A 15,959-nucleotide genomic window follows, 5' to 3' on the forward strand; every position below is an offset into this window, starting at 1 on the left:
CCCTGATGATGAATTAGTTAATGAAACTTGTAGATTAGAGGGTTTGGAATGAATATGTATGTTGGAGGTATATGTTAAATAGGGTTGTATCTCGTTATGATTCGTTCGTTGCGAATCATCAACGTGCAAAAGGTGCTTTAGTATATTTTATAGTTCTTATGCCGCAGGTGTTATCAGTTTTTATTACTGGTTTGATACAGCTTGCTGGAATGTTGTTGCTTATTTATACGATGGGATCGTTACATTCTGCTTCGACGCTTCTTGAAGGGTTTGTTGCGTTTAAGTTGGCGTTATCTTTCTTCTTACAATCATTGGGTTTTATTGCTAAAGATCGTTGTGAGATGCTTCTTATCGCTTTGTTTCGTCAGCTTACTTTCCATCGTTTTGTGCGTTTATCTGTTCAGAATAATGATGATGAAACATTGCAGTCTTCTGCATTAACATATCCAAATCAGATAAGTCAGATAGCTTATGGTGTTGATTTCGTGTTATCAATATTGCAGTTTATTATTCTTTTTGCTATCTGTGTTGTTCAATATCACGAGAATAGTATTGTAGCGGTTTTACTATTAGTCCTCTTATGTGTTGGTAATTTGTTCCTTATACGTTGGATTGGCGTATTGTGGAAGAACTATGTGGATTTAGAAGGTAAACGTCGTAATCTTCTCAGTAAAATTATTGATAAACTTCCTCACGCTTCAAGAGTGTATCGTTATAATGTTGGTATTACGGCGATTGAAGATGCGCGTAAAGCAGAAGAAAGAGTGTTGTATAAGCGCATATTTCCTCAACTATTGAGTAATATTGTTGAGCAAGGTGGGTTGACATTACTGCTTGCTGGTGTTGTTCTTGTTCATGTAACTATTTTTCCAAATGCGTTGTTTAATGTTGGAATTCTTTTTGCGATTAAATATTTGTATGGTGCCATGCAGAATAATATTGTGAATTATCGCGTGATTCGGCTTGCTCTTCCAATGGACAGGGATTTAGTGCAATTAGAGCAAAATGCTATGAAGAATACTCGTGCGGATGCTACTAATATTTCTGATTCTGTTGTGTTTGATAATAAGTTCGCTCTTTTGTCTAAAGAAGCTGGCTCGGCGTTGAATGCGTATGATTCTATTGTTAGCAGTAGTAAAATATTAGTGCCTTGTAATCCTATTATGTCGCAGGGGCTTATTGAAGCTTGGTTTGATATTGCGAGCGATGATACTCGTCAGAAGTACGAAAACTTCTTGCGTTTATTTAATGTGTCGCGTGAGGTTGCGGATAGGTTTTTGCATAATCCTGAAACGTTATCTGTTGGTGAGCGTCAACGCGTGGTGTTGGCTATGGCGTTTGCTCAAGACGTGGAATATTTGGTGCTTGATGACGTGTTTTCTGTGTTAAATCCAGAGCTTCGAGAAACAGTTTCACAAGCTATGCTAAGTTCTCAAGTTCATCATATTGTTTTATTTGCACGTAATCCAGAGTATATTCCTTGTGTGTTTTATGGTAACAACTCTAAGCAAGTCACGCATAGTGTGGTTGAAGAAAATCATTTGCAGAATACTGGTAGTGATAAAACTATGCAAGCGGATTGTGTGGAATCGAAAATTCCTACAGGTGCAGAATCACGTGGTAAGTTCATTAGAACTGTGCGCGAATTGTTCTCCGCTAGTATTATTTGTTTGCCGATAGCAACAGTACTTATAGTTCTTGCTGAGTTAATGTTTGTAGAGAATATTGCTACGAACACCAACTTAAATATGCTTCAGTCTTCTGCATTGTTTGCAAGCTTGCTTATTGTCGTTGGTATTATTGCTCTTAATTTTCCTGTATATGCTGTGCCAATTGTGCGGCTTACAAAACTGCATAATCGTTTGATTATGCGTTTGCATAAGTATTCAAATATTGATAATAAAGGTGATGTTTTAGGTAGGCTTGGGGATGATTTTTCTGACTTACAGATGAGTATTCCGAGTGCTATTGCACACGTTATTTTTATTATTGTTCAAACAGTAATAGTTCTTGCTATGACAATTGCTGCAGTACCGCAGTACGTATACATAATGATTATTATGGTGCCGTTATCTTGTCTAATATGGTATGCCGGTTCTCGATTACTTAATACGGCTGCGGATAAACAAGCACAATATCGCGATAAGTTCTTAGGAGCATTATCGTCGTTATTATCAACGCGAAGCTTACCACAAGGTGCTATTTTTGATAGTTCTCGCAAGTATCATTATGCTTCGTCAGAAAATAAGTATTGGCAGCGTATGCGTCGTTTTATCAATATTTACACAGTGAGAAATTGCATGATGCAAAGTCTCTCTTTAGTGTTGGAATTTTCAATACTTTATATGCTTACAGTATCATCAATGAATTTTGCTTCTGCTAGTGCTGTGTTGTATTTTGTGGTAATGCTGTCGTCAAGCTTGGAAAATGTGATTGAAACTTTGCAAGATTCAGGAGTTTTAACCCAGACTGCTCAACGAGTTTTCAGCTTGGAAAATTATGAGCGTAAGCAGCAAGCGTATAAGAGGAATGAATTAGCATACCAGAATCTTAGTAAGACTATTGCTGATAGTGGTATTTCTTCAGTTGCTATTATTGGCGCTAGTGGTGCTGGTAAATCAGTATTGTTGCGAGATTGGTTTGATCATAACAATACTCAGAATTGTCTGCTGATTGAAGATTACTTATTTGATGATGACGGTGCTATTGTTGCTCCAGATTTCACGTCGCTTACAAAATGTATTGGTTCTCAACAGCGAACTGTTATTATGTTGGATGAGACGTTCAAAAGTGTAACTGATGCTGATGGTTGTAGTGAACGTGAAATAATCATGCAAGCTATCAGATGTGCTAAAACGAGGAATAACAAGCTTGTAGTTGTGTTGCACGCGCAAACTAATTGTGATGTATTCGATAAGGTAATTAATTTTGATGAATATTATAAGAATCCAAAAGTACTGTGAGTTGCGTTCGTTGAGACGTTACTGATGGTGGATTGTTGGGCTTGAATTCATATTGTAATTGCATACTGTATACGTTTGTGAAGCAACAAGTGGAATGTGTCGCGATATGCGATACAGTGTTTATGATTTGTGTATGGAGGTTGGTTGATATGGCAGTTACTAAAAGTGCGAATGTGAATGTGAGAATACAAGAAAATATTAAGCAGCAGGCTGAGCAGATTTTGGAAACGATTGGAATTTCTAGGGCTACGGCTATTGACATGTTTTACCGTCAAATCATTCTTAATAAGGGAATTCCGTTTCCGCTTACTATTCCAACGCCTCTTCCGGCACAAGATGATATGGATGAGAAAACGTTTAATGCTTTGATAGCTAAAGGCTATGATCAGGCGGTTCAAGGTGATAGTTATCCGATAGATGATGTTTTTGAGGAGCTTGAACGATGATAGGAAACCGTGAGGTAAGCTTGGTTTTAGAAAATTAAACTTTTTAACGATAGCTTTTTATATCGTTAAAAAGTTTAGTATGCGACGGCTTTAGGCTGGCTTGGAGCGGTTTTTTTGAGCGTGTTTTGGCTGTTTCTTACTCGAGTGCCTATTGATTTAGTTGCTTGTGTTTTGGGGAACAAACCGTCGCAATAGTCGTAAAAAAGTTCCCTACATTATTTGATTTCTTATGCTGTTACAGTTGGTAACTATAGTGTTTCATCTTGTTTCTTTTTCCGTTGTAAATTATTTGTTAGTTTGTAATTAGGCGGTATCTAAATCAAATGTTTCAATACTAATTTGGTTTCCGTCAAGTAATTTCATGATGTGTAATAAGTGATTTGAAAGGAGTTGTGTTATGAGTAGCGTTATATCTTTGGGAGAAAAAATTAGAAAGGCTCGTCTGGAAGCTGGGTTGACGCAGGAGGAGCTTTCGGAATTATTGATGGTATCTCGTGCTGCTGTAGCAAAATGGGAAACGAATCGGGGTTTGCCGGATATCGAGAATCTGAAATTTATTGCATCTGCTCTAAGCGTGAGCGTTGATTATCTTTTGGATGAGAACAATAGCGTTGATTTTTCTATTACTAAGAAGCCTATTAATCTCAATAAATATTGTTTCGACGGTAGGGTGAGCAGTTTTAAGAAGTCGAAAATTAAAGAGCAGATTGTCTTAGATGAATATCCTGACTCAGAAATCAATATGCTAACTGTTGTTAAAACTTATAACAGTTCATCTGAGAAGATAGTGGATAATTTTGTTGGATGGTTTTCTACTCTCCTTGGAGGATTGCCATTGTTTGGCATATATGATTTCAGTAAAGCTGTCTCCACTCTTGGGGCTGATCAGTATTATTTGGTGGATAAAAAAGATAAGCAGTATTTCGTGCTTATAACTGATGAGTATATTATTAGCAGAATTATGGGAGTGGCGTTTAATAGTAAAAAGTTCCGTATTGGAGATAAGGAATTTATGAAAGTTGGTTTTCTTCGTAATAAGTAGTAAATAGGTGGAAAGAAAAATTTTATGGATTCGAAAAGCCTGCACTTATTGGAAAAATAAAAAAATTTTTCTTTAATAAGGTTTGTATGTGTGGTTTTTTTTTAAATAGTAATACTATTAAGGCTAAACAGCCTGGTATGGATTCTAATTTTAATAGAATCGTATTCTTATTAGAATTGCATATTAAGAATAAGGAGAACTTATGAAATTAATTAGACCAGATAGTAAATATATTCAAGGTTATATAGAAGCAAATGAAGAAGATGAAATTTTTAGGCCGAATGCAGAAAGACGTTTTAGAAATTATGACACAATTATAGAGAGTTCTTATAACTATGAACATGGTATAAATCTGCCTGAAAATTATGTTAGAGCTACTACATTTTGGCTGATAGATAATGAAAAATTTATTGGTGAAATTAATATTAGGCATGAATTAAATTCTTTTTTAATTAACTATGGTGGTCACATAGGGTACGAAATTAGGCAATCTGAATGTATGAAGGGTTATGGAACAAAAATGCTTTCTATGGCACTTACATATTGTAAAGAGACTCTGAATCTACATAAAGTTTTGATTACATGTGATGATGACAATATTGGATCGATAAAAGTTATAGAAAATAATGGTGGAATTTTGGAGAACAAAGTGAAAAATAGCTTATCAAGAGGAAATGTTACGACAAGAAGGTATTGGATTAATCTAGATTAATATATAGAAAAAATATTAAATTTTATCTATACTGACCACTCAATCGGGGCTTAGGACAATTTTTTATACATTTTGTATAATCAAAGCACGATATTCCGTAATTGCATTTTCTGGAGAAAGATGATGAGTGAGACGAATGTAAGGCCAGTGCTTTTCAAGCATGCTTTTTGGGGTCATGTGATTACAGAAACTGTTGCTGGCATTTGCACGCTTATTATTGCGCTGCTTGTACAGCAGTTCGTAGGGCACCGCGTACTAGGTTGGGAAACTGTGGTCATACTCGCGTTGAGTGTTGTGGTGTTTTCCCTGCTAAGCACAGCGTATCTGCAGTGGGATAGGCATCGAAGGCCAGATGACGGGTCTGGCGATTTGCTCATTGGAATCATCGATTTTGTTCTCAGGCTGCTGGTGACCTCTGGTATTGCTTTATTGCTTGTTTCCAATACTACGCTGCTAAGCATTATTATTGGCGCAGCGATTACTAGTGTATTGCTGTTTGTTTTTGAAAAGCCTTGGCAGCGTGGTATGACGGATGCGCAATTACAGGAAGCTTCAAAGAAAGCTGTTGAGCTTGGCGTTCAAATGCTTGAAGAAGAACGCGTAAAGCGCGAGAGGTAAGCAACATGATTGCATTACAGCATGCGAGCGCAGGTAAAACAGACACTCCTAGAGGCGTGTCTCTAACATTCTCCTCGTTAATCGTTGCGAATATGCTGATGGAAGCAGTATACGATGTCGTTATATTTGTGCTTGCATTGATGCTGCAATGGTGGATGCTGGGTACTATCGATGGCTGGAGCACGCTACTCGTCATATTCTTGGGCAATATGCTATTTTCTTGCGCGGCGGCTGCGGTTATGGTTCTGATGGGAGCATTGAAGGCTGGCCAACAGAAATGCCCAACAAAAAGTTGGTCTTTTTTGACTACTGCTGTATTGCTTAGACTGCTTATCTTCGGTGTTCTCGCTTGGCTTCTTACACCGAGCTTGGCATGGATAAGCGTAGTTGTTGGTATTGTGCTTACCGATATTATTTTCGTTATCAAGCAGCACCCTAAAAGGTGAATTTTTAATTTGTTTCGTTTATAATAGAAACAAATGTAAAAAATGATAAATTTATCGACTATAATCGAAAAAGACTTGCAGCTGAGAATTTGGTGTTTATCTATGCACCCAGGGTGGTTTATGCAAAAGTAACTATAAAAGTAATTACAATAGAAGTTCAAAAAAGTCCTAGTTTTTGCTGCAAAAATCTCCGTGAAAGGGACAGCATAACCCTATTTCTATTTGTTACAAGTAAAACTTAGAACACCTTATACATTTTATGTGTTATCAAAAATAACAACAACAATTGTATGGCAAAAAATTATTGGATAGAATGAGTATTAAACCTATTTGGTGTGCGACTCCGTGGAGTAAGTGAGGAGAATATTCTTATGTACAAGGTTCTTATGTTCGTGCTGAAGTTGGTTCTGTTTACAGCTGTGAATTTTATGTTCCTTTACTTGTCGATGGTGGTATTCGGCCATGATTTTGGTGTGATGTTCAAAACGTATGGGAATGCGCTCGGTCCGCTTATGTTCATGCTTGCTTTGATGACAACGATGTCGTTGCCTAATGAAGGAACCATTTTTGAGGATAAGCGGCAAAAAAGTGTGTCTAAAAACCCGAGTTATCGTTGAAATACCACGGAAAACTCGCTGTTATTAAGCTAAAAAAGCTTAACATTCAGCATTACTTGACATTGAAAACAAAAGGGGCTTAGGACAATTTTTAGACATTTTGTGCAACCATAGCACGATGTTCCATAATTGTCTTTTAAGCCCCATTTTAATTCTGTGATTGTTGTAAAAATCAATATAAGTATGAATAGCTTGACGTAATTCTTCTGTACTATCCCAGCTACTGCGACTTAGATGACAAATTGCGAAAAAGTTATGCAATGAGAACGTTATTTGCAATTTTTATATTGCGAGCATGCTGTTAGCGATTAAGCCCTCACTTTGGTGTAAATTCATTTCCTTCCCTTTATCTGCTATTTTTATGTTCAAACTCAAACGAGAAAATAAGCGGGGCTTCCTACCATCACGGTGCTTGATCGTGCTATCTGATGTAGTAATGCGAACATAAAAATCGTGTATGACAGTCAAAAAATCCCATTCGTGCAAATGTGTTGCAATATGCGATACAGTATTTTATGGTGTGTGTATGGAGGTTGGTTGATATGGCAGTTACTAAAAGTGCGAATGTGAATGTGAGAATATCATCCTCTAGTAAATAAACAAGTAACCAGTCTGCCTTGATGTGGCATTCGTGAACTTAACGTTGTACATCAGTCTTGCAACAACGCTTTCTTAAGGTCTTCCATAGAGGAATACGATGGTACGTTAGGGTCTCTGGAAATTCTTCTAGCTTCTTCCATAGCAGCCAGTGATTCAGTGTTATATTGTGGCTGCTTAATTATGAATGGGAAACCGCCTTCCATTATGGAAGTTCGTAAGAAAATATTGATAGCATCAGTGACGGAAATTCCGAAGCTGCCAAATAAGTCTTCAGCACTTTGTTTTACACTTGGTTCAATACGTATGTTGATGTTTGCAGTTTTAGACATATTATTACTTCCAACTACTTATAATGTATTGCAAATGTTAAACAAATGTTTTGTGGTTGCTTATATTTGAGTTTTTGACGTAATGCTCATATAATTTTCCACGTAAAGCACATTTAAGTTTATGAGGTGTTGCGCTATGACTGCCCAAATGATCGCTAGTCTTAAGAACGGTTTGAAAGGCATATAAAAGCACATAAAACAGCTTAAGATACATATTCTTTAGCAGTATTAAACACGCATTGCACATGATGTTTGTCATTATGTTTGCACGTGCGCGTTGGTTTTTACACGTTTTTTGCATGTTTTTGCGCGTTCTTATCGTTTCTTGTAAGCAAGCGTTATCTTTTTATCTAACTGATTTTCATTGTTGAAATTTATTCAATAATAGTAAGAATTAAGCTTTAATAACAAGTAAGAACGAAGCAATAATAATGAATAATAATATAGAAAACGCAACTGATAGTCGCGATAACAATAATAAGCAGTCAACTAGCAACTTAATATTGTGTATTGATAATGTAACAAGATCTTATTCTCGTGGATTCGGTCGTAAGAAAACAACTCGCCAAGTTTTACATAACGTATCTTTTGATATTCATTCTGGTGAAATATTTTGCTTGCTTGGTCCGAATGGTGCAGGTAAAACAACTACTGTGAAAATTGTTGGTACGTTGTTAGCTCCTGATAGTGGTAGTGTTCGTATTGCCAGTATTGATGCTGTGAGTAATCCTCGAGAAGCACGTAAGCACGTGTCGTTACTTCTTGGAGGTGAGCGAGGATTTTATCAAAGGTTAAGTGCATTAGATAATCTTCGTTATTTTGCGGATCTTTCCGCTGTTCCATATAGGGAGCAAGGTAAGCGTATTCATGATGCTCTTGAGCAAGTTGATTTACTTGATAAAGCTCATGATGCTGTTCAAACTTTTTCAAGGGGAATGTGGCAGCGATTGCATATTGCTCGATCGCTGGTTGCTAGAACGGATCTTATGCTTTTAGATGAGCCTACCACTGGTTTGGATCCTGAAAATGCTAGGAAAGTACGTGAAATTATTCATGCTTTACGAGATCAAGGAATAGCGATTTTGCTAACTACGCATGAGATGAGTGAGGCTGAAAAATTAGCTGATACTGTTGCTGTAATAAATCACGGTAATATTATCGCTCAGGGAAGTGTTCAGCAGTTGGCTTCTTTACAGCATATTGATCATGTAACAATGTACGCGTATGACGGTGAAGTATCAAGCGGAATTCCTAGTGTTAAGGAAGAATTGCAAAAACTTGATGGAGTGTTGTGGTGTGATGTTTTTGAATCGCATGGAGTGTTAAATATTACTATCGCGTGGAGCAAAACATTATCTCAAGAACGAAATATTAAAATTCCTGTTGATGGGATTACGCGTTTAGGTGATCGCGCTGCAAGTTTGGAAGAAACGTATCTTGCTATTGTGCAAAATGATAATATTTCTGCATCAAATACTTCTACTTCTACTTCTGCTGCTACGCCGTCTTCTTCGCCGTCCTCACTCCCATTAAGTAAGTAGGAGGCTTAATATGAATACTTCTACTCGTTCATACGCTTCTGTGATTCGTGGCATGTGGTTTCAGCTTAAAAGTTTAGCGAAAACAACGTTTTTCTTGCAAAATGCGATACTTGCTCCAGTATGTTTTGCGTTGATGAAAATTGTTGCCTACTATGGTTTTTCTCATAATTGTGCTAATTGTCTTAATAATATTTGGGTTGATTCTTCTATAGCTGGATTATGGTCTGCTACAACTACTGCTGTTGGAATTATTGGATACCAGCGTTATTTAGGAACATTACAATATTTAACTTTAAGTGTCATCTCACCTGCTGCAGTGTTTCTTCCCATTGTAGGATCCGCAGCTTTACTTGGGTGCATTGGTATGCCGCTTGCGATTATTACCGTGGCTGTTTTCTGCTATGGGTTCTTTATGATAACATTCACGCAGTTAGTTGGATACTTACTTTCTATGCTTGCTTGCGTAGCTTCTGCTGCATTATTATCTGGAATTTTTGTATTATGCCGTAAAGCTACAGTTTATGAAGGTTTGATTTTAATTCCTGTATGGATGCTTTGCGGAATAGTAATCCCTGTAGAATCAATGTCATTGCCAGTTCGCGTTATTGCGTTTATTCATCCGCTTACGTCTGCAGTGTGGGTGGCTCATGCGCAATCGTTTAATGCTACTACTGTGTTAGCGATTGTGTTATGTGTTGTATTATCTAGCGTTTTGCTTGTTATTGCAGGTTTTATGTTACGTCATGCTATTCGACTTGCAACGCTTAATGGAAGTTTGAACATAATATGATACGAAATAATAATCAGGTTGAAGCTATGCGAAATAAAATTATTCAAAATAGTAAGTACGCTAGATTGCATCAATATAATCAATATTCACAGTATGGTCACGTGAGCGTGTTATCTAGTATACGAACTGGTGCAAGAGTGAGTATACAGAGTATACCTAGCTTAAATAGTTGGAATACTGCTGTTATTCGTATGATTATTGAGCCTCTTTTATCCACGTTCTTATACGTTTTTCTAGCTGGAGCTGTAAGCGGAGGATTCAATGGAGCAGCTAGTGTAGCGACTAGCGCTGGTTTTAATCATAGTTTGATTGCTTCAACTCTTGCTGCTGTGATGGGTGCGTGTTCTATTTCCACAAGTATGACTGTGTCAGAAGCACTAGCATGGGATCGTTTTGAAGGCACAACACCATTCGTGCTTACAAGCGCGAAAGTTGCATTACCATTATGGTTCGGTCGTATTATTGCGCTCGTGACTATTTCTTTAGTGAGTGATGCTGTGACTTTGTTTATAACAATGCTTGTAGTAAGCCCAAGTGCTTTCTTTGTGATTAATATGAGTGTGTTGATGCTGTTGTTCCTTATTGTTCCTGTTGCTTCTACGGGATTTGGTATCGCTATAGCTGCTATAAGCATGATGATGAATGATGTTTATACTATTTCTAACGCGCTTAGTGCAATACTTCCTATTGTTTGTGGTGTGATTGCTTCAATTAGCGTATTTCCTAAGATGATGCAATACGTGTTATATGTGATTCCAGTAACTCATGTTACGCAAGTATCGCTTAGTATAGTTGATGGTTCTGTAAATGTTGGCGTATCGCTACTTGTGATTCTTATTGTTGGCATGTTATGGGCAATTGTTGGTGTGATCATATGGAATATTGGTGTTGCGGTTCAACAGCGTAAAGGTACTTTAACAAATATAGGGTTTTAGCTGATAAATATGGGATTTAGTTAATTAAATAAGGATTTTATTAGCGGGTAGGTGTGGGTGATACTAAAAGCATATTGATTATTGCGTAAGATTGTTCAGCAAACTATTAAGCCAATCTTAAACCTTTTAACGATAGCTTTTCCTATCGTTAAAAAGTGCACACACTTTGCACCCATCTGTTTATGTGCGGAAATGTTGTTTAAGAACAATTTTTATATTGCAATTCTGTCAAAAATTGTTTTTTATTGATTTTATTATCGCTTATTTGAATATATTCAAAGATGGTTCTTCTTAAATAAGATATGTTTTGAATCACAATACAAGAGTTTATATGTGTAAGTGAGCAGCGATATAGAAAAAGGAGCTGGGTTTGTGGCTCAGCTCCTTTTTCTAATTATTTTCAATTATTAGTTTACTTTTGTTTAATTTTGTAGGTGAACTTTTTTACTCGCGATTCTTCTTGCGAGAGAAGAATGCTGCTGCAGCTCCCAGTACACCAATCATTGCGCTGATCAATCCTACTCGTTCCACTTCAGTACCAGTCTTTACTAATTGGGACGAATGCTTTGCAGGAACCTTGTTGCCGGACTTAGTAGATGCGTTGGAACCTGAAGCGCCAGTGGATGTATTACCAGCTTTGCCGTTGCCAGCATTACCGGTTTCAGCGTTACCAGCGTTGTTAGACGTGGAATCGTTATCCGAATCAGATTCAGAACCATTGCTGTTTCCAGTCTCAGAACCAGAACCGGAATCAGAACCTGTTCCAGAACCAGAATTTCCGCCGTTGTTTCCGGCTTTACCAGTGGCTTCGTCGGAAGTGTTGTTACCCTTCTTATCCTTAGCGGTTACGCTGCTACCGTCTTTGATTTTGTTTGCTGGAATGGTGACTTTACCAGTGGTTTCGTCAACGGTTACGCCTTCTGGAGTGTTTCCATCAATCTTCCACTTGCCGTCATTGCCTTTCTTGACAGTGATGGTCTTCTCTTTGGTTTCACCTTCTGGCGTATAAGTGATTTCCAGAGTATCAGTACCGGCTGCTGGAGTGATCGTGGCTGAGCCTTGATCTTTTCCGCTTGTTGGGACAGTGACGGTTGGAGCAGCTGGCTTAGTTTCTGGAGTAGTTGGGTTGTTTCCGGCTTTACCAGTGGCTTCGTCGGAAGTGTTGTTACCCTTCTTATCCTTAGCGGTTACGCTGCTACCGTCTTTGATTTTGTTTGCTGGAATGGTGACTTTACCAGTGGTTTCGTCAACGGTTACGCCTTCTGGAGTGTTTCCATCAATCTTCCACTTGCCGTCATTGCCTTTCTTGACAGTGATGGTCTTCTCTTTGGTTTCACCTTCTGGCGTATAAGTGATTTCCAGAGTATCAGTACCGGCTGCTGGAGTGATCGTGGCTGAGCCTTGATCTTTTCCGCTTGTTGGGACAGTGACGGTTGGAGCAGCTGGCTTAGTTTCTGGAGTAGTTGGGTTGTTTCCGGCTTTACCAGTGGCTTCGTCGGAAGTGTTGTTACCCTTCTTATCCTTAGCGGTTACGCTGCTACCGTCTTTGATTTTGTTTGCTGGAATGGTGACTTTACCAGTGGTTTCGTCAACGGTTACGCCTTCTGGAGTGTTTCCATCAATCTTCCACTTGCCGTCATTGCCTTTCTTGACAGTGATGGTCTTCTCTTTGGTTTCACCTTCTGGCGTATAAGTGATTTCCAGAGTATCAGTACCGGCTGCTGGAGTGATCGTGGCTGAGCCTTGATCTTTTCCGCTTGTTGGGACAGTGACGGTTGGAGCAGCTGGCTTAGTTTCTGGAGTAGTTGGGTTGTTTCCGGCTTTACCAGTGGCTTCGTCGGAAGTGTTGTTACCCTTCTTATCCTTAGCGGTTACGCTGCTACCGTCTTTGATTTTGTTTGCTGGAATGGTGACTTTACCAGTGGTTTCGTCAACGGTTACGCCTTCTGGAGTGTTTCCATCAATCTTCCACTTGCCGTCATTGCCTTTCTTGACAGTGATGGTCTTCTCTTTGGTTTCACCTTCTGGCGTATAAGTGATTTCCAGAGTATCAGTACCGGCTGCTGGAGTGATCGTGGCTGAGCCTTGATCTTTTCCGCTTGTTGGGACAGTGACGGTTGGAGCAGCTGGCTTAGTTTCTGGAGTAGTTGGGTTGTTTCCGGCTTTACCAGTGGCTTCGTCGGAAGTGTTGTTACCCTTCTTATCCTTAGCGGTTACGCTGCTACCGTCTTTGATTTTGTTTGCTGGAATGGTGACTTTACCAGTGGTTTCGTCAACGGTTACGCCTTCTGGAGTGTTTCCATCAATCTTCCACTTGCCGTCATTGCCTTTCTTGACAGTGATGGTCTTCTCTTTGGTTTCACCTTCTGGCGTATAAGTGATTTCCAGAGTATCAGTACCGGCTGCTGGAGTGATCGTGGCTGAGCCTTGATCTTTTCCGCTTGTTGGGACAGTGACGGTTGGAGCAGCTGGCTTCACGGTTATGGTTAGCTTTGCGGTGCCGGTTTTTCCTGCCGAATCTTTTACCGTGAAGGTTATAGTATGTGTGCCAACTTCCTTCGGCTGCATGTTCTTAACAGTAAGATCCAACACTTGTTCCTGATCAGTGTCAGTGGTTTTTGAAACACTTGCACGACCATTAACGATATCGGTAGCTTGAATAAGATTGGCGCCCGTTAATGCCTGTATATAGTTGATTTCTTCAACCTTCACATCATCTTTAGCAACAATGTGAATCTTCAGATCTTGCCCAACTGCTACAGACAATGAATCGGCAGTAGCAGTAATTGTTGGGTTTTGAGTATCCTTAGGCGCAGTAGCTTGTTTTTTGTCACTGTTTTCTGAAGTTAGGTTAAACCCTTGAATTGTTACTTTAGGAGTCTTTTCATCAGGCTTCTTTACAGTCGTTGTTGCATACACGGCGCCTTCAGGAATTCCATCCTTAACAGTAATCTCCGCTTTACCATTCTTAATCGTTGTAGTAGAGCCGATTTCCTTGTTATCTTTATCAAACAGTTTAACTGTTGTAGTAGTGCCCTCAGGAATGCCGCTTCCAACAGATACTGTTACTTTCTGCCCTTTCTTTCCAGCAAGATTAGTCAGATCAGTGTCGATAACTGGCTTCTGTGGTTTAACATTGATGGTTACTTTTGTTATACTCGTGGAATTATCGGAGTATGTTCCCTTAATACTAGAGGTAAATACGCCGACTGTCTTAGTGTTTGGAGCAGTGCCGTTCCACTTTAATGTTGGTTGTTTGTCAAGCTTGCTGCCATCTTTAACAGTTACAAAATTGTCAATTTCTGTCAATTGCGGTAATTTTCCACCAACGGTAGTATCAATGGTTTTACCGGTAAGAGGATGTTCTTTAGAAAGTTTTGGCTTTTTAGTAACTTTGACTTTAACTTTGCGTGTGGTAACGTTGCCAGAACCATCCTCGGAAGTAATAGTTACTGTCTTGTTGTTCATGTCTTTAGTAACAGTGATGTCGCCTGATGAAAGCGGATTACTTTCGCTTCCAGCGCCTTGCTTGGTTATAGGAGTGTCCGTTAAACCAGAAATGCTAAACTTCTCAATATAACCCTTGTCATCGGTGGTAGTGAAGCTTAGTTTATCGTCTTCCTTGAGTTGAATGGTCTGGTTGTCGTTGGTTATTTCAGTTTTGCCATGATAAATTTTTGGCGCTTTGTTGTCGGCTTTATTGCGCTTTAACTTATCATCTTTGTCTTCATCATTGCTTGGATCTCTACCAGAAATAACCGTGTATGCAGAACTTGTAGTTGCTCCCCAAGAACCGCTATTTGCCCATGTCCATGCGTTTTGAATGTTTGCATACTTGTCGTTATAGTTATCTGCTTTTTTATTAATAGCTCCTGGACGAAGCTTTAATTCTGCATGCATATGATACGCAACATTGTCATACGGTTTAGCAACTGTTATACCCAAACCGTAATTTTTGTTATACTGCGAACCATTATAAAAAGCATACGTTGCTTGATCTCCAGCCATTCGACTAATGAGTGATTCATTTGCGTTTTGATGGAAGATTTGATCTAAATCGTCATAAAGTTTATTACCAGGATTAAGTCCTATACCTACCTGATAAAGAGCATAACCATCTTTGCCAAAATGCTGATCAGTTTGTCTCATGTTAGGTACAGAGAATGACAGAGAATCATCTTTCACAAAAGCTTCCGGATCTTGTGAAAGAATGTGACCTTCTTGTTTCGGTTTGTACGCATCGTATCTAAGATTAGTAACCGTATCAGATTTATATAGTCCATTTTGATCCAAGTCTGCAATTGCATATGGTACCTGCCATAAGTACCATTGCTTGCTAGATTTAGATATCATTGACTTAGCATTGTTGTTGAAGAAAATATCGAAAACAAGATAGTCAGAGTTGCCACGTGTTTCCACATGCGCATACATAGCTGTTTTATCATTAACGGTTTTCCAAGAAGAATCAGATCCTTCCTCGTCTGATTTTATTTCTGTTGCATTGCTGTTTCTACCGCGTAATCTTCTGAATTCAAGAATATTTGGATACTGCAACCAAGGTTTCTTGTCGCCTAGTGGAACATATTCACGATCTTGATACACAGAACCTGTGCTATTCGTAAGCTTTTTAGCTGTTGAAGTGTACGTTGGTGTAGGAATTGTGGTTGTTGGAACAGCCATGGCAGGTTGTCCGCCTAAGCAGGTTGCTGCTGTCAGTAAAGCAGCCATTGTTGCTAACGGAAGCGTGTGTACTTTGTGCGCAGAACGCTTTCTAGAAGATTTTGATGATGTATGTTTTGAAGGGTTAACCGTTGTCATAACAATCTCCTTAATTTTCCCTAATCTTTAATGAATTTTTTAAACAAATAAATAGAACGAATTCTATGACAAATCTCTCCAAAGCTAGTAATAAAACTCTCT

The 15,959-nt window shown here is 38.7% G+C and carries 11 protein-coding genes and 1 pseudogene; 9 read left to right on the forward strand and 3 right to left on the reverse strand.

Features of this window, described 5'->3' with window-relative positions; genetic code table 11:
- The first annotated feature begins 71 nt into the window (after positions 1–71).
- From HXT50_RS00750 to HXT50_RS00775, 6 genes and pseudogenes are all read left to right on the forward strand, one after another.
- Positions 72–2,963 carry an ATP-binding cassette domain-containing protein gene (locus HXT50_RS00750; protein ID WP_421776901.1) on the forward strand — a complete coding sequence of 964 codons (2,892 nt, stop codon included), beginning with the start codon at positions 72–74 and terminating at the stop codon, positions 2,961–2,963.
- A 149-nt stretch (positions 2,964–3,112) separates the two neighbouring features.
- On the forward strand, positions 3,113–3,409 hold the full coding sequence (locus HXT50_RS00755; protein WP_004104912.1) for a type II toxin-antitoxin system RelB/DinJ family antitoxin: 297 nt from the start codon (positions 3,113–3,115) through the stop codon (positions 3,407–3,409).
- A gap of 397 nt (positions 3,410–3,806) precedes the next feature.
- Positions 3,807–4,451 carry a helix-turn-helix transcriptional regulator gene (locus HXT50_RS00760; protein WP_004573989.1) on the forward strand — a complete coding sequence of 215 codons (645 nt, stop codon included), beginning with the start codon at positions 3,807–3,809 and terminating at the stop codon, positions 4,449–4,451.
- Positions 4,452–4,653: 202 nt separating this feature from the next.
- Complete coding sequence (locus HXT50_RS00765) at positions 4,654–5,163, forward strand: GNAT family N-acetyltransferase (RefSeq protein WP_116971426.1); 510 nt, start codon at positions 4,654–4,656, stop codon at positions 5,161–5,163.
- Positions 5,164–5,286: 123 nt separating this feature from the next.
- Positions 5,287–6,227: pseudogene (locus HXT50_RS00770) on the forward strand (hypothetical protein).
- A 371-nt stretch (positions 6,228–6,598) separates the two neighbouring features.
- Complete coding sequence (locus HXT50_RS00775) at positions 6,599–6,844, forward strand: hypothetical protein (protein ID WP_004573997.1); 246 nt, start codon at positions 6,599–6,601, stop codon at positions 6,842–6,844.
- 39 nt (positions 6,845–6,883) lie between these two features.
- Here the strand turns inward: HXT50_RS00775 and HXT50_RS00780 are convergent, their stop codons facing one another.
- Positions 6,884–7,123, reverse strand: coding sequence for an IS3 family transposase (locus HXT50_RS00780; RefSeq protein ID WP_421776902.1), 240 nt, complete (start codon positions 7,121–7,123; stop codon positions 6,884–6,886).
- Positions 7,124–7,494: 371 nt separating this feature from the next.
- Entirely contained in the window at positions 7,495–7,773 is a 279-nt protein-coding gene (locus HXT50_RS00785) for a type II toxin-antitoxin system RelB/DinJ family antitoxin (protein WP_032842270.1), read from the reverse strand.
- A gap of 431 nt (positions 7,774–8,204) precedes the next feature.
- Here HXT50_RS00785 and HXT50_RS00790 point away from each other — a divergent pair, with 431 nt between their 5' ends.
- Genes HXT50_RS00790 through HXT50_RS00800 form a run of 3 tightly spaced genes read left to right on the forward strand, consistent with a single transcriptional unit; the run spans position 8,205 to position 11,039 of the window.
- Positions 8,205–9,314, forward strand: coding sequence for an ABC transporter ATP-binding protein (locus HXT50_RS00790; RefSeq protein ID WP_421776903.1), 1,110 nt, complete (start codon positions 8,205–8,207; stop codon positions 9,312–9,314).
- Positions 9,315–9,324: 10 nt separating this feature from the next.
- Positions 9,325–10,104 (forward strand): ABC transporter, encoded by a 780-nt coding sequence (locus HXT50_RS00795; protein WP_421776904.1) that lies wholly within the window; start codon positions 9,325–9,327, stop codon positions 10,102–10,104.
- Positions 10,101–11,039 carry an ABC transporter permease gene (locus tag HXT50_RS00800; RefSeq protein ID WP_421776905.1) on the forward strand — a complete coding sequence of 313 codons (939 nt, stop codon included), beginning with the start codon at positions 10,101–10,103 and terminating at the stop codon, positions 11,037–11,039. The genes HXT50_RS00795 and HXT50_RS00800 overlap by 4 nt, the downstream gene beginning before the upstream one ends.
- A gap of 444 nt (positions 11,040–11,483) precedes the next feature.
- Here HXT50_RS00800 and HXT50_RS00805 read toward each other — a convergent pair whose 3' ends face one another.
- Positions 11,484–15,857 carry a hypothetical protein gene (locus HXT50_RS00805; RefSeq protein ID WP_421776906.1) on the reverse strand — a complete coding sequence of 1,458 codons (4,374 nt, stop codon included), beginning with the start codon at positions 15,855–15,857 and terminating at the stop codon, positions 11,484–11,486.
- Positions 15,858–15,959: the final 102 nt, after the last annotated feature.

The organism is Gardnerella sp. KA00243, from assembly GCF_049244105.1.
GTDB classification, from domain to species: domain Bacteria; phylum Actinomycetota; class Actinomycetes; order Actinomycetales; family Bifidobacteriaceae; genus Bifidobacterium; species Bifidobacterium leopoldii.